General features: G+C 40.7%; 22 protein-coding genes. 13 read left to right on the top strand and 9 right to left on the bottom strand.

The window, feature by feature from the left end:
- Nucleotides 1-4: 4 nt before the first annotated feature.
- Both trpS and mazG read right to left on the bottom strand, forming a co-directional pair.
- Nucleotides 5-1003: a tryptophan--tRNA ligase gene (gene trpS, locus BGP15_RS12320; RefSeq protein WP_046675903.1), complete on the bottom strand. Its 999-nt coding sequence runs from the start codon at nt 1001-1003 to the stop codon at nt 5-7.
- A 76-nt stretch (nt 1004-1079) separates the two neighbouring features.
- Nucleotides 1080-1892, bottom strand: a complete 813-nt coding sequence (gene mazG, locus BGP15_RS12315) for a nucleoside triphosphate pyrophosphohydrolase (protein ID WP_046675904.1) — start codon at nt 1890-1892, stop codon at nt 1080-1082.
- Nucleotides 1893-2035: 143 nt separating this feature from the next.
- Between mazG and BGP15_RS12310 the strand changes: the two genes are divergently transcribed.
- The 4 genes from BGP15_RS12310 to BGP15_RS12295 all read left to right on the top strand — a co-directional run bounded on the left by BGP15_RS12310 (nt 2036) and on the right by BGP15_RS12295 (nt 4514).
- Nucleotides 2036-2335, top strand: coding sequence for a hypothetical protein (locus BGP15_RS12310; RefSeq protein WP_046675905.1), 300 nt, complete (start codon nt 2036-2038; stop codon nt 2333-2335).
- A 4-nt stretch (nt 2336-2339) separates the two neighbouring features.
- Nucleotides 2340-2864, top strand: a complete 525-nt coding sequence (locus BGP15_RS12305) for a hypothetical protein (protein ID WP_286769683.1) — start codon at nt 2340-2342, stop codon at nt 2862-2864.
- A 107-nt stretch (nt 2865-2971) separates the two neighbouring features.
- Nucleotides 2972-3655, top strand: coding sequence for a hypothetical protein (locus BGP15_RS12300; protein WP_286769682.1), 684 nt, complete (start codon nt 2972-2974; stop codon nt 3653-3655).
- A gap of 109 nt (nt 3656-3764) precedes the next feature.
- Nucleotides 3765-4514: an SDR family NAD(P)-dependent oxidoreductase gene (locus BGP15_RS12295; RefSeq protein WP_286769681.1), complete on the top strand. Its 750-nt coding sequence runs from the start codon at nt 3765-3767 to the stop codon at nt 4512-4514.
- 96 nt (nt 4515-4610) lie between these two features.
- Here the strand turns inward: BGP15_RS12295 and BGP15_RS12290 are convergent, their stop codons facing one another.
- The 4 genes from BGP15_RS12290 to BGP15_RS12275 all read right to left on the bottom strand — a co-directional run bounded on the left by BGP15_RS12290 (nt 4611) and on the right by BGP15_RS12275 (nt 7698).
- A complete protein-coding gene (locus BGP15_RS12290) occupies nt 4611-6170 on the bottom strand; it encodes a sulfatase family protein (RefSeq protein ID WP_286769680.1) in 1560 nt (519 codons plus the stop codon).
- 148 nt (nt 6171-6318) lie between these two features.
- Nucleotides 6319-6903 carry a YdeI/OmpD-associated family protein gene (locus BGP15_RS12285; protein ID WP_236560166.1) on the bottom strand — a complete coding sequence of 195 codons (585 nt, stop codon included), beginning with the start codon at nt 6901-6903 and terminating at the stop codon, nt 6319-6321.
- Between the two features lie 8 nt (nt 6904-6911).
- The gene (locus tag BGP15_RS12280; RefSeq protein ID WP_286769679.1) at nt 6912-7376 is read right to left on the bottom strand and encodes an SRPBCC family protein; all 465 of its coding nucleotides are present in this window, start codon (nt 7374-7376) and stop codon (nt 6912-6914) included.
- 1 nt (nt 7377) lies between these two features.
- On the bottom strand, nt 7378-7698 hold the full coding sequence (locus tag BGP15_RS12275) for an ArsR/SmtB family transcription factor (RefSeq protein ID WP_112374516.1): 321 nt from the start codon (nt 7696-7698) through the stop codon (nt 7378-7380).
- Nucleotides 7699-7906: 208 nt separating this feature from the next.
- On the opposite strand from BGP15_RS12275, the gene BGP15_RS12270 reads away from it, so the two are divergent.
- From BGP15_RS12270 to BGP15_RS12230, 9 genes are all read left to right on the top strand, one after another.
- Complete coding sequence (locus BGP15_RS12270; RefSeq protein WP_286769678.1) at nt 7907-8539, top strand: hypothetical protein; 633 nt, start codon at nt 7907-7909, stop codon at nt 8537-8539.
- Nucleotides 8540-8727: 188 nt separating this feature from the next.
- Entirely contained in the window at nt 8728-10374 is a 1647-nt protein-coding gene (locus tag BGP15_RS12265) for a carboxylesterase/lipase family protein (protein WP_204990719.1), read from the top strand.
- A gap of 236 nt (nt 10375-10610) precedes the next feature.
- On the top strand, nt 10611-11744 hold the full coding sequence (locus BGP15_RS12260) for an NAD(P)/FAD-dependent oxidoreductase (RefSeq protein ID WP_112374518.1): 1134 nt from the start codon (nt 10611-10613) through the stop codon (nt 11742-11744).
- Nucleotides 11735-12448, top strand: coding sequence for a methyltransferase domain-containing protein (locus BGP15_RS12255; RefSeq protein ID WP_286769677.1), 714 nt, complete (start codon nt 11735-11737; stop codon nt 12446-12448). The genes BGP15_RS12260 and BGP15_RS12255 overlap by 10 nt, the downstream gene beginning before the upstream one ends.
- A complete protein-coding gene (locus BGP15_RS12250; RefSeq protein ID WP_286769676.1) occupies nt 12409-13497 on the top strand; it encodes a type III polyketide synthase in 1089 nt (362 codons plus the stop codon). Before BGP15_RS12255 ends, BGP15_RS12250 begins: the two co-directional genes overlap by 40 nt.
- Nucleotides 13498-13514: 17 nt before the next feature.
- The gene (locus tag BGP15_RS12245; protein WP_070568678.1) at nt 13515-13952 is read left to right on the top strand and encodes a 3-hydroxyacyl-ACP dehydratase FabZ family protein; all 438 of its coding nucleotides are present in this window, start codon (nt 13515-13517) and stop codon (nt 13950-13952) included.
- Nucleotides 13949-15220, top strand: coding sequence for a beta-ketoacyl-[acyl-carrier-protein] synthase family protein (locus BGP15_RS12240; RefSeq protein WP_286769675.1), 1272 nt, complete (start codon nt 13949-13951; stop codon nt 15218-15220). Before BGP15_RS12245 ends, BGP15_RS12240 begins: the two co-directional genes overlap by 4 nt.
- Before the next feature lie 4 nt (nt 15221-15224).
- Nucleotides 15225-15479: an acyl carrier protein gene (locus BGP15_RS12235; RefSeq protein ID WP_112374521.1), complete on the top strand. Its 255-nt coding sequence runs from the start codon at nt 15225-15227 to the stop codon at nt 15477-15479.
- Nucleotides 15476-15988 carry a 4'-phosphopantetheinyl transferase family protein gene (locus BGP15_RS12230; RefSeq protein ID WP_286769674.1) on the top strand — a complete coding sequence of 171 codons (513 nt, stop codon included), beginning with the start codon at nt 15476-15478 and terminating at the stop codon, nt 15986-15988. The genes BGP15_RS12235 and BGP15_RS12230 overlap by 4 nt, the downstream gene beginning before the upstream one ends.
- A gap of 17 nt (nt 15989-16005) precedes the next feature.
- Here BGP15_RS12230 and BGP15_RS12225 read toward each other — a convergent pair whose 3' ends face one another.
- From BGP15_RS12225 to BGP15_RS12215, 3 genes are all read right to left on the bottom strand, one after another.
- A complete protein-coding gene (locus BGP15_RS12225) occupies nt 16006-17064 on the bottom strand; it encodes an alpha/beta hydrolase (protein WP_286769673.1) in 1059 nt (352 codons plus the stop codon).
- A 173-nt stretch (nt 17065-17237) separates the two neighbouring features.
- Nucleotides 17238-18545: a hypothetical protein gene (locus tag BGP15_RS12220; protein WP_286769672.1), complete on the bottom strand. Its 1308-nt coding sequence runs from the start codon at nt 18543-18545 to the stop codon at nt 17238-17240.
- 129 nt (nt 18546-18674) lie between these two features.
- Nucleotides 18675-19937 carry a serine hydrolase domain-containing protein gene (locus tag BGP15_RS12215; protein ID WP_286769671.1) on the bottom strand — a complete coding sequence of 421 codons (1263 nt, stop codon included), beginning with the start codon at nt 19935-19937 and terminating at the stop codon, nt 18675-18677.
- Nucleotides 19938-19965 lie beyond the last annotated feature (28 nt).

Here is a 19965-nt window from a genome sequence, read left to right as displayed (position 1 = left end):
TAGCTTAATAAAATCTTCTAATACCAATAATCTCACGAACTTCTTTCAGGGTCTTGCGTGCGGACTCGCTTGCTTTTTCAGCGCCCATTTTTGCAACTTTAGCAATGTATGCATCATCGTTTGATATTTCTTCAATACGGGAGCGGACATCGTTGGTGGCAAGGACCATATCTTCGGCCAATTGCTTTTTGAAATCACCATAACGAATTTCACATTTGTTATAGAGTTCATCAAAATGCTGTAATGTGTCTGCAGTAGATACGACCTTCATTAAGTCAAAAAGATTTTGGATAGCTTCAGGTTTAGGCTGGTTCATCTCCGTCGGGCCTGAATCCGATACTGCGCGCATCACCTTTTTACGAATTACGGTTTCACTATCCGATAGATAAATACAATCAGCTTCACCATTAGATTTACCCATTTTTCCCTGTCCTGCAAGTCCGGGAACTTTCACCAATTTGTCAGAATAAGAGAACGCAAATGCCTCTTTAAAATAATCTACATTATATAAGCGATTGAAGCGATTACCAAAAGTCCGCGTCATCTCCAAATGTTGTTCCTGATCTTTTCCTACCGGAACTTTTGTGCCATGGTGAATCAATATATCACAGGCCATCAAGACGGGGTAGGTCAACAAACCTGCGTTAACATTGTCGGGATTGCTTCTAACTTTATCTTTAAAAGCTGTAGCGCGTTCAAGCTCGCCGAGATAGGCGTTCATATTCATGTATAAATAGAGTTCCGCGACTTCTGGAACATCAGATTGAACGTAAATAGTCGATTTTTCAGGGTCTATTCCTGCTGCTAAATATTCAACAATAACTTGGCGAACCGTTCCCTGAAGCCCATGAGGAGTGGGGTGGGTCGTTAGTGAATGTAAATCCGCAATGAAAAAAAAGCAATTATATTCGTTTTGCATTTTCACAAAATTGCTCAATGCGCCGTAATAATTTCCTAAATGTAATTTTCCGGTACTTCTGATACCGCTAACAACTGTTTCCATATTGCTGCGAATTTACGCATAAATTTGACAAAGTCGAATTAAATTCGGTCGCTGCCCGCCTTTTATAGGAATTGCTTTATTTTTTCAATTTTTTAGCTTCATTCCAATAAACGTCCATTTCTGCTAAACTCATTTCTTGCAGTTGCTGCTTATTTTCGGCTGCTTTTTGTTCCAGATAGGTGAAGCGTGCAATGAATTTTTTGTTGGTACGTTCAAGCGCATTTTCGGGGTTTATACCCATATGGCGTGCATAATTTATCAAGGAGAATAAGAGGTCGCCAAATTCGCCTTCCGCTTTTTCCTGATCCATTGGAAGTGCTGTCTCTAGATTAAATTCAGCTTTAAATTCGGCCAGTTCTTCCTCTACTTTTTCCCATACTTGTTTCTTATCTTCCCAGTCAAAGCCGACACCGCGCACTTTATCTTGAATACGATACGCCTTCACCAATGCGGGCAAACCTTTCGGGACGCCAGAAAGAACAGATGTGTTGCCTTCTTTGAGCTTGATTGTTTCCCAATTGGATTTGACCTGATCTTCTGTATCGGCATTGGTGTTACCGTAGATGTGGGGATGCCGCGTAATCAATTTATCACAGATTGCATTAAGTACGTCTACGATATTGAACTGTCCCTCTTCTTCGGCAATGCGCGCATAGAATACAAGGTGCATCAAGACGTCACCAAGTTCTTTTTTTATTTCGGGATAATCTTTTTCCAAAATGGCATCGGTCAATTCATACATTTCCTCCATCGTCAAATGGCGAAGGGTTTCCATGGTCTGTTTCTTATCCCAAGGACATTCAATCCGTAAGGTATATAAGACATCGAGTAATCGTTGAAATGCCAATTGAGGTGTATGCTGATAAGCTGGTGCTGCTAGATTTGCCATATTTCATCGTGTTTGGTAGCACAAAAGTAGACATATGATTTTGAATAAACTATTTCAACTTGCGGAAAACAAAACCCTTTTGTCAATCGTTTTATAATAAATTATAAAAATTAGAATTTAGATCGGGTTTAGAACAATCAACTATGGAAAGAATGCATGGATACTCCTCTGCAAGTGTTGCCTTGGAAAAGTTAAACAACTTAGGTTACACAATAGACTATAATATCGAATTTGACGATTTGTTGGCTCATGCTGATGAGTATAAAATTGACTACTTATTTCGCTACGAAGGGGCGTCAGATCCTGATGATGAATCGACTGTATATGGTATCAGCAAAAATTCAGGACAGAAAGGCGTTTTTGTTGCTGGCAATTTATCTTTGATTGAAGGTAAAAAGCGCGATATTCTATTACAATTAGAGCTTAGGGAACGGGAGCGGTAGTCTTATGGGAAAAAATGAAATGGAAACCACCGAGCGGCTTGAGCAGCTTAAACTTTGGGCCCTGAAACGGGATGGTAAAGATGCGGCAGCGGAATATCATGATCTCGGGTCAGATCGTTGGTTGCAGGTGTATAGAAATGAAGCGCTCAACCTGATGAAATCTGGCGCCTACGACAAAGGGTCGAGGCTGTTTGAGTCTTATGTTGAGGTTCACTACCCACACGAACTGGAAAAATTGATTGGCAAATTGGAGCGTAGTTACGACAGCTTACAGCGTTTTAGCCCAGGATTGCTTGAAGATGGTTTTTATAATCTCGTGTTGGGTGATATTCCTTTGCTTATGGCAGGTACGATCGTCGTTTTGCTTCGAGCCAAAGAGTCTGATTTTCCAGCCGTTTATAATAATGATGCCGATGCCGACATGCGAAGTTCTCCAAATTGGCTTATACAGCAGTCAAACAGCGCTATTTGGGTGGATATGCACCAAACCGCATTAAATAATATTCACTACCCGGATAAAATTCTTTAGTCTGGCAAAATTTTTGTAGCCGATTGTATTAAAAAAAAGGAAAACTAAATAGGTTGTTCCTTTTTTGGATTTTTATTGAATTATAAACCCATTTTAAATTTTATTTTATGATGTTGTACATCGGCATTTTTGCTGTTATCGTTGTGGCTTGCGTGTTTTTTTCTCTTATGATGATGAAAAAGCAAAAGGAAACGGCCAAAAAATATGAAGGTGAATCCGGGATTGGCCTAGCTCCAGGTGTAAAGGATGAATTGTTAAATGATGAATTTAGCGAATTAAGAAAACAATTGAACGGCGTTCCAATCGACGCCTTTACGCAATGCGCGTATATTGCAACGGTTGGGGATAAAGTTGCTTCGGCTGCGGCGACAGCAGCGAAGGCTGTTGCTTGGGCGGCTGTAGGAGTAAAGGCTCGTTACAATGAACGGGATAACGCTTCTTATCTGGTGCTTAGCAACAACGAATTGCATTACGTATTTTTTTATGAGGGGGAGGTGAGAGACCATTTGGTTTTCGATCATGAAACCTTGCTCAATGCACGGACTGCGCAGATTACAAATGCTGAAAAGGTAACGCGTATGGGCTCCGTTATGGGCTTGAAACCTAAGAAAATGCATCTTGACCTCAATGGAAATGGGCTCGATATCATGTATTATGGCACTGTTCAGCGTATGCCGCATGGTATTATTTCTCCAGGTTCAGGTATGTTTGAAACGCAAGCCAAGCTCCAATTGATGGGGCGTTTGTTTTTGGATAGATTATATAAAAAATATCCGCAGCTACAGAACTAACCCGTCTAGTAATGTCATTTTAGTTTCGTTTTAAATGAAGTAAATGTCCGCTTCTGCTTTATTCCGCGTTGCTTTTAGTAAATTGTATTTATCATAAAATTTATAACATATGAAAATTTTAGCAGATAAAGTAGCTTTGGTAACAGGAGCTGGTTCGGGGATCGGCCAGGCTGTTGCACTGGCTTATGGTAAAGAAGGAGCAAAGGTCGTTGTCTCAGATATCAATGAGCAAGCGGGCCAAGAAACAGTAAAACAAATTGAATCTCTGGGAGGAGAGGCCGCGTTCTTTAAAGCAGATAGCTCATCTCCAACTGACAATGAGTCTTTGGTGACTTATGCCGTCAAGACATTTGGCCGACTCGATATTGCCTGTAATAACGCGGGTATTGGGGGAGAGGCTGCCCTAACTGGAGAGTATAGTCTAGATGGCTGGAAAAAAGTCATCGATATTAATTTCAATGGCGTATTTTATGGCTGTAAATATCAGCTGGAGGCGATGGAAAAAAATGGAGGCGGAGTTATTGTGAATATGGCTTCCATTCACGGTACTGTTGCTGCTCCAATGTCAAGTGCCTATACTGCAGCCAAACATGCTGTTGTGGGATTGACAAAGAACATTGGTGCAGAATATGGTCAAAAAAATATTCGTTGCAATGCGGTCGGACCCGGCTACATTGATACCCCGTTATTGGCGAAGTTGGAGGAAGAACAAATCAATGCATTAATTAGTAAACACCCTATTGGACGTTTGGGAAAGGCCGAGGAAGTCGCTGAACTGGTTCTTTTCCTAAGTTCGGATAAATCATCCTTTATGACTGGAGGGTACTATTTAGTTGATGGTGGATATACCGCTGTTTAACAGAGGTCGTTTAATAAAAACGGGGATCCAAAGCTGGATCCCCGTTTTTATTATAATTGAGTTGACGATGGTTGGCAGCAGGTCCATATCATCCATTTATTTAACAGTTAAGTTTTCTTGCTTGAGGACCTGCTGAAAAGCGGGTCTTGTTGCATCATCATCGCCTGCTTCGGCTTTTAGTTTAGTCAGCTTTTTCTTCAACCGGGCAATTTCTTTGACATATTTTTTGTCTAGAATGGCGTTGTGTGTTTCCATGGGGTCCTGATGTAGATCATAGAATTCCCAGGCTGGTGCTGTTGTTTTGGAGTCACTACCTGTCATTTCTAAGGGCTGTCCGTAAAAATAAATCAGTTTGTAACGTTCATCACGGACTCCCAGGTGGGCAGGGCGTATTGGTGCATGTTGCCAGTAACGGTAATATAGGGCAGAACGCCATGCTTTGGATGTATTTCCTTTGAGGTTATTCCGGAAGCTTTCGCCTTGGATGTAAGCGGGTTTTTTGATGCCGGCATAGTCTGCAAATAGCGCAGCGAAATCGATATTTAGAATCATGTCGTCTAATCGACTACCTGCTTTGATTTCTTTGGGGTAGCTGATCACAAAAGGCATGCGCAGTGATTCTTCGTACATGAGACGTTTATCCATGAAATTGTGTTCTCCCAAGAAGTAACCTTGATCGGAAGCCAGGATCACAACGGTATTTTCGTCCAAATTTGCGGTTTTAAGGTAATGCATAATTTTTCCCAGATTATCATCGATCCCAGCGACGCAACGGAGATAATCTTTGATGAACTTTTGGTAGATCTTTTTGCGGGCTTCCAAAGGGGCCATTCCTTTTGTTGAAAACGGAAGCTCAGGATAAGATGTCCAAAAGGGGCCTACCGAAGCTTGCTCATAGCGGCGGCCAAGCTCTTCCAAGGGTTGACCTTCAAAAGAGCGTCCAGTCGTGGTTGCTCCTGAGTCCAAAAATGTAGGAGGATAAGGAAACTCCACATCTTTGTAGTAATCTTTGAATCGCTCCGCAAAATCAAAGGGTTCATGGGTCGCTTTGTAATGACACATTAAGAAGAAGGGCTTGTCTGGGTTGCGTGATTTTAACCAGTCCAGACTCATTGTTGTGGTGATATCATCTACATAGCCTTCGTAAGGTGTGCCAGCCTCTTCCTTATCATTCCAATTGTCTTTAGAGAGGTAAGTCGGGTTATGATAAACACCGTGTCCAGGTAGAACTTTAAAATCGTCAAATCCACTTGGTCTCTTTTTTAGGTGCCATTTTCCAAAAACAGCAGTTTGGTAGCCTGCATGGTGCAGATCCTTAGCGATGTTTTCCTTATCGGGATCCAAAGCATCTTCAAGTGTGTAAACTTGGTTTTTATTACTGTACTGTCCTGTCAGTATGGTTGCGCGGCTAGGGGTGCAAATGGAATTTGTACAGAAGGTATTATTGAGCACCGCCCCTTGACTGGCTAATTTTTCAATATTCGGATTTTTGACAAAATCTTTTAAAATACCACCGTATACGCCCCATGCCTGGGCCGTGAAATCGTCCGTCAGGATAAAGACGATGTTGGGGCGTTGTGTTGCGTTGTTCTTTTTCTGTGCTTGTGAAAAAATGGGCAAGAGGCCGCAGAGGAGCGATACTAATTTTTTATTCATGTGAATTCAGCGATATATGAGTCGACGAATTGAGTATACCGGATTACGATAATTGCTATAATCGTTCGTCTTGGTCTAGTTCTGTCTATTTGATTGTAGACAAATCTACTCTTTATAGACTACTATATCGCGAATAAACTGTAATATGTTAGTCATCGACACCTTTTCCATCGAGAATATGCTGGTAGTATTTTTCGATTCTTGCCTCGCGAGTTTTCACTTGTTTTGCCTGGTTAAAGTAGAATAGATACCCTTTTTGCCGACCAGGCGTAAGTGATTGAAAGGCTTTTTGGAGCAAAGGGTCTTCCAGTAAGGCGCGCTTAAATTCTTCTGGTACAGGGTAATCAGTAGCTTTTCGCATGTCCACTTTCTTACCTGATTTTTCAATTTCGATGGCTTCCTGAATATATGCCGATATCACCTCTCGTAATGATTCAATCTGTTCAACAGTGGTGAATCTAAGCTGTCTGGCCGATTGAACATTTTCGGTTTGCTGGATCAATATATTTTTGGGATCTTTTAATAATGCACCTTTGTGGAATAGCAGTGCACAGTATTCTTTAAACCCGTGTATCAATACGACATTTTTACCTTCAAATGTATAACAAGGGTGCATCCATTTATAATCCTCTTGCAGTGTTTTATTGCCACGGACAATTTCTCTCAACAGATTGAATTCTTCATTCCATCTTGTCGCATTTTCAAAAAAATGTTCAATTTTTGGATTCATCATGTAGTGCTTTAGGTAAGTTTGGAAAGAATTTCTTGTAATCTGTTGTGCGCCATATTGATTCCTTGCGCAAAAGGCATCTGTAGCAGCTGGTTTCTAAACGCGACCGACTGAAATATAATATGGATGTGAAGCCTGCTACGTTCTGCACTTATTTTTTCAAATGTTAAATATTCCAATTGTACGGGAAATGTACTGTTTTCCATTTCAAACGTCCGTGTGATACGTTGATTGGGTAGGAATTCGTGTATCGTTCCATTTGCTTTGAACATGACCTGGCCATTATGGGAAGTTTCAAACGCATAGGAGCCATGCGTTTTATTTTCCAATTTTAAGACTTTGGTTCCCATCCACTGTTCAAAAATTTTGGGATCCTCGTATGCTTTGAAGAGCAGTTCAACAGGTAAATCGAACTCTCTTGTAATGACAATCTCCTGTTTATTATCCTCAGCCTGTACGTTGGTTTTTACCTCCATATTATTTGTTCTTGTAGTTTTGCATAATAGCTTCCAATCTATTGAATCTGTCATCCCACATTTGACGAAAAGGTTCGATGAAATCTGCAATTTCTTTCATCTTCGTTGGGTTGAGTTGATAGTATATCTCACGTCCATTTTGTTGAGACTTTAATAACTCACATGTCGTCAATATTTGTAAATGTTTTGAAACTGTCGGTCTTGCTGTATTGAAGTTGGCTGCAATTGCACCTGCAGTCATGGCTTGTGAGGCCAAAAGAAGTAAGATTGCTCTTCTTGTTGGATCTGCTATAGCTTGGAAAACATCTCGTCTTAAGTTCATTTTGAAGTCATTTGACTACGAATATACGTGTAGTTATTTAGCTACGCAAATATTTTTTACATTTCTGTGGAGAAAATCGGTGGGCAGAAATGGAGATGACGAATAAAAATTCTTTCCTGGCGGATTTAAAATGAAAACGATCGAGAATTAAACCGACGGATCAATGTTTGGCGAATAATGCTAAATTAGGGTAATTAATTATAACAAGATGAAAACACAGTTATCGTACTTAAAAAAATTGAGCGTATTGGGGACGAAAACTTTAGTCAAATATTATTTGCTGGCTATTGTTTCGACTTTACTTTATTTGGTGGTTGGTAGTTTACAATTTAATGCTAGTCATGAAGCTTTCTTTTCGACAGTCAGTCCTGTACAAGCCGTGGCTAAATTCCTTTGGTTGATTGGATTGATCCTGCTACCAGTATTACTTTTTATTTTCAGCAACAAATATGTGTTTTCGAAGATTGCAAGTCTTGTCGTGGAGGAAAGGCAGGATGATCTCATTCTTCCAGCATTTGACAAAGTACTTTTAATTTTTCAATCAAATCAGCCCGATGTAGTACAAAATGTCGCTGATTATTCGTTTGCGAAACTTAAACTGATTAATGACGTAAAAAATACCAAAATTGAGAGCCCTTGGGTGCGACGCATTGTCATTTTTGGTCTGAACAAAGTGAAGTTTGATTCCTTGGATTTGGACAATAACACCAGCTTCTATACTATTATAAGGTCAAAGTTTATTGGTGTACTCGAAATATTGACCACAGCAAGTAGTAAGCCATTTTGGACATGTATTCTTGTCCAATGGCTTATGCTACTTTTTGTTTGGCTGACCAACTAAATGCGTTGATCACTGCAAGCAAGCAAGCAAGCAAGCAAGCAAGCAAGCATCCGGCTGCTGCAGGTATTTGTCTATTGGTTAAGTTTTCTTTAAGTCTTTGCGCTGAAATGTCAGATTATCACGACGGTATAGATTTTATTTTGTATTTTAACTTTAAGAATAAAACCATGGAGTTATAAATGAATGTTATGATGAAAAAGATTTTTTTTACAGTTGTTGGGCTTTTGGTTGCATCGTTTGTTTTCGCCCAAATGCCACAGGTAAAGGTTGAAGAGGGGGTGCTAGAAGGGATTATCTTGTCAAGCGGGGTCGAGTCCTTCCGAGGGATCCCCTTTGCAAAACCCCCAGTAGGCGATCTAAGATGGAAAGAACCGCAAGCTGCTGAACACTGGTCTGGTATCCGTAAAGCAGATCATTTTGGTTATTCTCCGATGCAGAAACCGATCTATGGGGATATGCGATTTCGGTCGCCGGGGATCAGTGAAGACTGTCTATACCTGAATGTATGGCGTCCAAAGAGTCTTCATTCAGGCAAACTTCCTGTTTTAGTTTATTTTTACGGCGGGGGGTTCAATGCTGGTGATGGATCTGAAAATCGTTATGATGGTGAAAGTTTTGCTAAAGAAGGTCTTATTGTCGTTACTGTCAACTATCGTCTTGGTATCTTTGGTTTCTTCGCGCATCCAGCATTAACGGAGGAATCACCGAAACATGCTTCAGGAAATTATGGACTGCTGGATCAGCATGCAGCTTTGGTTTGGGTCAAAAAAAATATAGCTGCATTCGGCGGTGATCCCGATGCGGTCACCATCGGTGGCGAGTCGGCAGGAAGTATGTCTGTTTCCGCTCAAATGACTAGTCCGCTATCCAAGGGGTTGTTTACGCGTGCTATCGGTCAGAGCGGAAGTGTCTTTAACTTACGGTATGGTACAGCCTCTATTACTGAGCAGGAACAACAGGGTGTTGCATTTGCATCGCGGGTAAATGCAACAGGTCTTGATCAACTGCGTGAAATTCCTGCGGCCGAACTTCTAGATAAAGCCAGCGAGCCAGGAGCCTTCACTACCCGTTTGATTGTTGATGGCTATTTTTTGCCGCGATCTCCATTGGCTATTTTTGAAGCCGGGGAGCAATCTAAGGTTCCCTTGCTTGCCGGTTGGACTTCCACGGAAGCTCCCTATATGGCTTACATGGGTAAATCTTACCCATCTCCGGAGAATTATGAGAAGTTGGTAAGAGCACAGTTTGGTGTTAAAGCTGAAGAAGTGCTCAAGGAGTATCCAGGGAAGACCGAGGCAGAAGTCATTGAATCGGCAACTGCATTAGCTAGCGATAATTTTATTGTGTATAGTACTTGGAAATGGCTTGACCTGCAACGAAAGAATAGCGGTAACCCAGTCTTCGTTTATATATTCGGTAAACCGCGGCCACCCATGCAACCGGCATATCGTGATGCACAAACCGGGCTTGCCGGAGGAATTAGCAAGAAATCTACACAAGAAGACAAGGAAAAAAGCCCACAGCCCCTACCGGGAGCTTTCCATGCCAGTGATATCGAATATTTATTGGGAAATCTGCAGAGTAATGATGTTTTTGCCTGGACAGAAGATGATTACAAGGTTTCGAAACTTGGTCAGCAGTACTTTGTTAATTTTATCAAGACGGGTGATCCAAATGGAAAAGGACTTCCAGCCTGGCCGAAAACAACAGCAAAAGATCAGCGAATGAATATCTTGAATTTGAATACCGAGGTGAAAGCTTCTGCTGAAGAATTTCGGAACAGGTATCTTTTTCTGGATAAAATGTTTGTCGACCGTGAATATAAATCCAGATAGTTGCCTTCTTTATTTACGGTCAAATAAAAACCATTTATCGCTAAGGGCTGTTATCAGAGAGACTTTTTATAAAAGCGGATGGATGATATTGTCCTGTGCAGGAAAATCCTAGGTCGCGAACAGATTTATTAAGAATCGTCTGTTGAATAGCGGGGGCAACCAATGTAGGAGACCGAAGCATGATTTGTAACGTTGATTTTTTGTAGATGAAACTCATATAGAACAAACTTGGATATATGGTAATACACCCTGATGTGATTATTATAGGTGGCGGCTTGGCTGGACTTACAAGTGCATTGCATCTGTCTAAACAAGGATTCAACGTGACGTTAATCGAAAAACATGATTTTCCTCGTCATAAGGTTTGTGGCGAATATGTTTCGAACGAAGTCTTGCCCTATCTGCATTGGCTACAAGTGGATGTCGAATCGCTCTGTCCAACACATATTCGGGAGCTTGAGTTCTCGACAGAAGGTGGGCAGATGAATAGGGTCAGGTTACCCTTGGGTGGAATTGGCATCAGTCGTTACGCGTTGGATGATCTGTTATATCAGCGAGCAAAAGGGGCGGGTTGTACAATTGTTATTGCGACCGTCACAGGCGTATCCTTTAGCAATGATACATTTGCTGTTTCATTTCAAGATCAGGTATTAAGATCAAAAATTGTACTGGGCGCATATGGAAAACGCAGCAATGTGGATCAGCTCTTATCCCGCGATTTTATAACAAAAACCTCTCCGTGGATGGCTGTTAAAGCACACTATTCGGGCGATTTTCCGAATGACCTTATTGCCTTGCATCATTTTGAAGGCGGTTATTGTGGTATTTCTAAGGTCGAAGATGACCAGATAAATTTATGTTATCTGGCCGATGTAAAAACGTTCAAGAGGTATAAAAATATAGGTGATTATCAAAAGTATGTGTTGTCTAAAAATAGGCATCTTCAGTGTTTTTTTGAAAAGAGTAGACTACTTTTTGACAAGCCGCTTGCAATAAGTCAATTTTCATTTGATCAGAAATCAGCGGTAGAAAACCATATGCTTATGATTGGTGATACGGCCGGTCTTATTCATCCATTCTGTGGAAATGGGATGGCGATGGCGATACATAGTGCAAAAATGGCTTCCGAGCTTATTGTGGACTATTACCATGGTCATATCGATTCGCGCCAGCAATTGGAACAGTCCTATATGAATCAATGGAATCGAACCTTTAAAAGACGGCTCTTATTCGGACGACTTCTGTCGGGTGTACTGCGTTATAAAATAGGTACCGCGGTTCTAATGAAGGCTACGATATTTTTTCCAAAAATCTTAAGTTGGATGATAAAACAAACTCATGGAAATGCAAGCTCAATAAAATGGGGATAGACACAAGATATAGAACATCGCAGAATGAGATCATGGACGATTTTCGGCTGGAGGGCGACGAACTTCGCGTCACGCTGGATCGAATTGCAAAGATTAATCGTTTTCTAGGCGGAAATAGCATTACGTTGAATGGTGTGAAAACATTGCTTTCAACCAGCTACAAGAATGAAACAATAACCATTGTGGATATCGGTTGTGGTAATGGGGACATGCTTCGCATGTTAAGCGATTATGGCAATAGACATCATATTAAGCTTTCATTGCTCGGGATTGATGCTAATCCGTATACAATAAATTGTGCAAGGGATCTGTCGAAAGATTATACCAATATATCCTATTTGTGTGCAGATATCTTTGAAGCGAATTTTGAAGATGTCAAGTATGACATTGTTCTGTGTACGCTTACTTTACATCATTTCGACGATGAAGCGATTTTTCGTCTGCTAGATAGCCTGGTCAACGTATCAAAATTGGGGGTCGTCATAAACGATTTACAAAGGAGTAAAATGGCTTACCGGCTTTTTCAAACTATTGCTGTTGTTTTTAGGTTAAATAGAATGACAAAAGTGGATGGACTTGTTTCCATACTGCGCGGGTTTAAAAAGATTGAGCTTGTACAATTCGCAAAGGGATTACGGTTAGAACATTACACCATCCAATGGAAATGGGCCTTTCGTTACCAGTGGATAATTTTCAATATATGAATGTTAAAATAATAAATGTTGCCAAGCAACTCCCTAAATACTCTTGTACTACCGTTGATATTCTTCCGCTATTGGATATTTGGCTTCATGGACAGGAACCTCGTTTTATTAAGAAAATCAAGAAACTTTTCGAAGGTGCCGCCGTGGACAGGCGCTATGCGATTATGGATCCTATCGAAGTCTTCACGGCGACATCTTTTGAAGAAAAAAACAATGTGTATTGCCGGGAGGCGATAGCCCTAGGGGAGCAAGCACTTCGTCAGGCCCTTGAACAAACGGGCTGGGATCCCCAGTCTCTGGATTATATCATTACAGTCAGTTGCACTGGAATTATGATCCCCTCTCTAGACGCGTATCTTATTAATAGGATGAAACTCCGACAGGATATTGTGCGGTTACCAGTTACCGAAATGGGTTGCGTTGCCGGTGTTTCAGGTATTATTTATGCTAAAAATTTTCTTCAGGCAAACCCAGGTAAACGTGCTGCGGTTATTGCCGTCGAAGCGCCAACAGCGACTTTTCAGCTGGAAGATTTCTCGATGTCGAATATGGTCAGTGCCGCCATTTTCGGCGATGGTGCAGCTTGCTGTCTGCTTTCATCCTGTGAGGAAGATTGCGGACCTGTAATTCTTGATCAGGAGATGTATCATTTTTATGATGCGGAGGACATTATGGGGTTTAAATTGACCAACACTGGTATGCAGATGATACTGGATGTGGACGTGCCCAATGTGATTGCGTCCCATTTTGATGCAGTTATACATCCATTCCTGAAAAAGAACCAGCTGGAAATTAAAGATATTAATTACATGATTTTTCATCCGGGCGGGAAAAAGATCGTAGCCACAATCGAGGAGATTTTTGCTGAATTTGATAAAGATATTGAAGATACTAAGGCTATACTAGCGGACTATGGTAATATGTCGAGCGCCACGGTACTCTACGTCCTTGAACGTATTATGAAACGTAAGCCTCAAGCCGGTGAATTGGGGTTGATGCTGAGTTTCGGTCCGGGATTTTCAGCACAGCGGGTTTTATTACAGTGGTAACTTACTCATTTTGAACAATGGAATTGAATGCTATACTAGCGAAATTGCCCTACAGGGCCCCATTTTTATTTGTCGATGAGTTGATTCATGTCGATGACGAAGGTGTTGCAGGTACCTATACTTTTGATGAAGATCTGGACTTTTATCGCGGCCATTTTTATGATAGAGCGATTACCCCGGGAGTTATTCTGATCGAAACGATGGCTCAAATAGGTCTGGCCTGTTTGGGAATCTTTCTGCTCAATAAAGACTTAATGCAAGGCTCGTCTATTGCGTTGACTTCTACTGAAATACAGTTTTTAAAACCAGTATATCCAAAGGAGAAAGTCACCGTGTTTTCAAAAAAAATATATTTTAGGTTTGGCAAACTAAAGTGTGCCGTTACGATGAAGAATGAAGCCGGACAGGAAGTTTGTAAAGGGATATTGGCAGGCATGATGACGGAGGAGTTATGAAGAGAGTTGTGATTACTGGACTAGGAGTCGTTGCGCCCAATGGAGTGGGGGTGCCTGCCTTTACTCAGGCCATCAAAGATGGCGTTTCGGGTATTAGACATGATGAACAGCTGGAAAAACTACAGTTTTCCTGCCAGATTGCTGGAATGCCGCAAATATCAGATGATCTTAAAAGGCAATATTTCACTGAACTTGAGCTTAGAGGTTTTAATAGTACAGGCATCTTGTACGGAGTCATTGCTGGAATGGAGGCCTGGACAAATGCAGATCTTCCTATTGCCGTAAATTCGGCCCCCGATTGGGATAGCGGAACAGTCTTTGGTTCAGGTACATCAGGTATTGATAAGTTTCGCGAGAGTATTTATAAAATTGATGAGCTACAAACCCGCAGACTAGGTAGTACAGTTGTGGCGCAAACAATGAACAGTGGTGTCAGTGCATATTTAGGCGGGAAACTAGGCCTCGGAAATCAGGTGACCACCAATTCCTCGGCCTGTGCTACTGGGACTGAAGCAATTCTAATGGCATATGACCGGATTCGGTCCGGAAGAGCAAAACGCATGCTGGCAGGCAGTACTGGAGATAGTGGGCCTTATATTTGGGGCGGTTTTGATGCGCTACGTGTCTGTAGTTCGCAATATAATGACCGCCCTGCGGAAGGGTCGCGCCCAATGAGTGCAACAGCCGCAGGGTTCGTCCCGGGTAGTGGGGCTGGAGCCCTATTACTGGAAGATTTGGAAAGTGCCTTAGCACGCAATGCCGTTATATATGGCGAGTTATTGGGCGGCCAAGTAAACTCTGGAGGACAACGGGGAACAGGCAGTATGACAGCTCCAAACGCTGATGCTGTACGCCGTTGCATTCAAGAGGCCCTAAACAATTCGGGCGTCTCCAAATGGGATGTCGATGCTATAAACGGTCATCTAACGGCAACAGCCAAAGATGCTTTTGAAATAGAAAACTGGACCGAGGCACTTGGGCGTAAAGGGAAAGATTTTCCATGGATAAATTCGCTAAAAGGAATGACTGGGCATTGTCTCAGCGCGGCAGGTAGCATAGAATGCGTGGCCACAGTTTTGCAGTTATTTCATGGATTTTTATTCGGAAACAGTAATTGTACTGATTTACATCCCGAGATCGCAGCACTGATAGATCCATCAAGAGTATCAATACATCAAATTGATGTCAAACCCCAAATTATAGCCAAGGCAAGTTTCGGGTTTGGAGATGTAAATGCCTGTTTAATATTTAAAAAATTTGATAACTAAATTTATGAAGAGAGAAGAATTGATCGGTGCCTTAAAACCAATTATAGCACCCTACACAACAAACGAAGAAGCTTTCGGAAAGCTTACTGAAGAGACTGATTTTATGCGTGATCTACAAATTAATTCAGCCAATTTGGTCGATATTGTACTGGATATCGAAGATCAATTTGGGATTGTTATTGAAAATTCTGATATGGAGCGTATGCTTAATATAGGAGCCGCAGTCGAAATAATCGAAAGCAAGTTACAAGAAAAATGATTGGTAATGACATTATCGATCTGGTTCAGTCCAGAAAAGAGAGTAATTGGAGACGTAGAGGTTTTCTTTCAAAACTATTTAATGAGCAGGAACAACTGTTGATTGTGAACAGTCCAGACCCCGAAATTGTTGTTTGGCTCTTATGGAGTATGAAAGAGGCTGCCTATAAAATATGGAATAGACAGACAGGAATCAGAAAGTACATTCCTTTAAAATTGCGGTGTTCAGTTATTGAACGAACTGCTTGCAAGGCGAGGGGAGAAGTCATCTGCGAAGGAAAAAGGTATTATACGAAGACCATCGTTTCCCCTGATTTTATACATAGCGTAGCAGCTGGCGAATTAGTTCATTTGGACGATATTGTTGAAATCAAAAGAGATGGAATTATTAAAGATTCTCTCGGAGTTCCAAGCCTCGTTCTGAGGGATGGGAAGAGGCGCTTGCCTGTTTCCGTAAGTAACCATGGCCGTTTTGAGCGAATAGTTTCGATTTATAGCCTATTGACTTAATTAGACGAGCGACCATCTTATTGTACTTGGATGGATTCCTCCCGAAGCATCTGTTTGAATTTGGGATCTCGGATATAACGACTAAAGTCATGGCTTGACATTCCTGTGAAATCAGTCATCGAAAAGATGGTATAATTTTTCTTAAGTGTGTTAAAACTTTCCTCTTTATATCCCAGATCTGTTGGATTAAGTTTATTCGATAAGAATCCAAAAAACTTCTTCAACATCTTATCCGTACCATTTATGGTGATATGTATTTTCTTAACCTGGGAGCTCAGTTCCACAAATTTTTTGGTGTTAGTTGTTGTATCGGTATACTGAAATTCGGAAAGCCCTATGGCTGGCGCCAACATAATACAGGTAATCCTGTTTTTGTTTTCCAATAAAGGTTTTGCCCGCTCGATATCGACCTTATGAATGTCTTTGGCCTGAGCGGAAAAAGAACTGTTGTATTCCGGATTCGAAATAGCACTCATCACCACAGATGCTCCACGACTGTGAGAGATAATGAAGACATCTTTATCGGCCATATTATTCAGTATACGTCTCAATCCAAATTCACCGGCCATCTGGCTAAAGGAGGCTGCGGAAAACCAGTTTTTTGCAGATCGAAACGGAGAGGTTGATCGTAAACCATCCCAATAAAAGCGAATAATTTCGTCGGTTTTGGGATTTGTAACGATATGATCGGCAATATATTTATATTGTTTTACAACGGATTCTTCATCGGCATTAAAGCCATGAACTAAAATGAACACACGTTTTTTTGGTGCAATGCGTTTTGACAGACGCAGCATGTTACCGCGTTCAAAAGCAAGTAACTGTTCGCGGTCGCCTCTGTCGGTGGCAATCTTCATCAGTGAATAAGGGTCTCTAGCAGCTTTATTCGAGGGTATGCCATAACTTTTCTTCCAATTATCGGGGTAGAAATTTCCATTCTGATCCACAAATGAATACCATAAATTGGGATCTACACCAGTATTGGGAGATGCCGAATCAGGAAGGTTATGAATAAGACCACACGAGGCGAACAAGGTGATAATGAGGATGAAGTAGAAAAAATATCTTTTGTTCATATGCTTTATTTCCTTCTATATCAGAATTTTATTTTCACTAGGATCCAATGGCTATCAAATTGGATGTATTTCTACAAAAATTCATTTCATGTAATATAGTCATTATTTTGGATAGCAAAAAGCAAGTCCGCATTTCGTCTGCTTATTATTTTTCCTAATTTATCTGGATGAAGCTAAGGATCTATTCTTTTAATCAAATAAAGCCTATTGCGTCGACTGGTGAAAAGCTGGTAATTTAAAGCCGCATTTGAGTAGTAACCATAGTTATGAAATTGTTCCGTATCCTCAAAAGTCAGCGCTCCAATATTCTTACCATTGATTTCAATCTGAGACCAATGCCACTCCTCATCAAGATATAAATGATCTTTAAATTTTAAGGTGTCGTTTTCGACAACAAGGTGTGAGAAAAGGCAACCTTGCCAACGATCGCCTTGCTCATATTTTCCGCTGTTCACATCCTGTCGATTGCGAATACGCCTGATTTTTTGGTAATAAACCGATTGAATATTGGCGGGGGAATGATTCGTGACCCATTCATTCTTGTCCCAGCGTCCGAAAAGGTCATTTACTGTACGCCCTCTAGACACAGTTTGCAGATTTAAATTACCATCATCCGATATATTTTCACAGAATATATGCCATTTACCGTCCATGAAATACGTTTTTTTTGAGTAGCTTTTCGAATTGCTGTGTTCGAAATCATAGATTCGCTCAGAAAGAAAATACTGTGCTTTACGATCGATATCATCTAGTTGTTGGCGTTGTTGATCCGCAGTCCAGTTGAGATCGGCATTGCGTATTTCAATGCTGTTTTTTGTGGTATCACCATCTAATGGCCAGCTACGAAAGTAATGTTTTCCTATGTTGATCAGATAGCCCTCGAAAAGAATCTCTGTATCCTTATCTTCATCCTGTGTGTAAGAATATTGATCGATCTGCTTGCCGTTTTTGTCCAATTTATAAAACATATGGATGGTTGGTTCTGTATCGTTAGCGTTTTTAGCCTTGCTCAAACTATGGATGATTAATTCGTTGTTCTTTGTCAAAAACTGATCAATAGGATTACTACTCGCCTTGAAAAGAATGATTTCATGTCGTCCAAATCTATTTTTGGTGTTATTGATATCGAGATATTGCCCGTATTTTTTCGGGAGTGTCGACGAGTGAAAGATGTTTTGAATCCTAATATCGATATCAAAAATACCATTTGTATATATAATTGTACCGGCTATCAGCATACATCCCAGTAGATAATATTTCAAAGTACTGGTATCTTTTAACAGCAGATAGAAATAGCAAAATACCCAGCTCAGTATAAATGCAAGCGGCGAAAAAATAATATAATTCAGCTTCACATTGTTGCCTGCATCAAAAATAAAAAAACTGATGAGATAGGCTGCCATAAACACTAGGCATCCGAAAAAAGACTTTAATAAAGGACTCTTTTTAGCTTTCTCCGGATTTTGATCTGTCTGTTGCACGATGTTATAATTTAGGATAGTTTGTATACTATTTAACACTGGACTGATAAGGGCGTAATTTAATTTTTTTCTTTAAGGTTTCAAGGAGTCGATTACACATTTGATGCTAAAAGCATGCATATGGGTTCATTAATTTTTATTGGTCCTTGGGAAAACTTCCTTAACGCCACCTTTTGTTAAAATAAGGGAATTGTAAATTCCTGTTTTGTCTCTAACAAACTCGATTGTTCTGTCGTTGTCGTCTGCCCTGAAAAATTTTGTTTTAGACTCGGGAATGAGTTCAGTATCCGCATCGTTATAGTAGAGTTTGCCTGTAATTTTTAATATATGTATTTTCCCATATTCACCTGCATAGTTATCGTACAGCGTCGTATCTATTTTGGTGGGATAATGTTTATAGGGAAGCTCTACTTCTTTACCCAGCGCAATCGCAGACAGTCCATACCCGATGATATGGGCGGGGGAGCCGTTGTTGGAAAGGACAGTGACAAAGAGTTTGTCCTCAGTAAATCGATTAAAAGAAGTCATTGTACCAAAGAATCCGCCATCATGTGCAATCAAATAATGTCCATGATTGTAAAATGGATTGATGATAAATCCATAGCCCCAATTTTCAGCGCTATATGGTGTAAACATTTTTTCTTTCATCGCTGCCGATAGAATCGTTGTTCCATAGAGTGCTTTGTCCCAAATGGCTAAATCTTCAACGGTTGAATAAATGCCATCGTGGCCCAGGTTGATCTCCCAGTTGATATGGGGATTATGGATAAAACCTTCTGCATTATGATAATATACTTTTGCTTTTTTCGTGACGATGGAATCATTATTACTGACTCCGGTGTTACTCATGCCAGCTTTATCAAATATGTTTTTCTTTAAGAAAGAAGCGTAATGCTCACCTGAGACCTTTTCAATAATCTTTGCTAACAAATAATAACCGATATTACTATAGGCGCTTTTCGTTCCCGGTGAGCATTCGAAAGGAATTTTCTTGATGGCGGCATAAGCAGAATCGCTACTTATACCACTTAATGCGATTTCTTTGAAACCCATAGCAAGTCCTGAGGTGTGTGACAGCAACATGTGGATACTTATACTATCGGCTTTTGGATAATCGGGGAAAAGCTTACTGAGTTTATCGTTTAGCGATAATCTTCCGCTGTCTACGAGCTGTAAAATAGCAGCCGCGGTAAATTGTTTTGTGACCGATGCCAACTGAAACTTCGTATCGATCGTATTTTTGATCTTCCATTCATAATCTGCTAAACCGTAGGCTTTTTTTAATAAAATCGCGCCGTTTTTCGTGACAAGAACTGTTCCACTAAAATTATTTACATCGGCTTGTGCCTGCATATAGGTGGCAAGCTTGGCTGATGTTTTTTCTTGTGCCACAAGAAAAATTGGACAAAACATAAGTAAC

Source organism: Sphingobacterium sp. 40-24 (assembly GCF_001899705.1).
Taxonomy (GTDB): Bacteria; Bacteroidota; Bacteroidia; order Sphingobacteriales; family Sphingobacteriaceae; genus Sphingobacterium; species Sphingobacterium multivorum.
The sequence above is the reverse complement of the archived record's forward strand: the minus strand, read 5'-3'. Positions and strand labels throughout refer to the sequence as shown.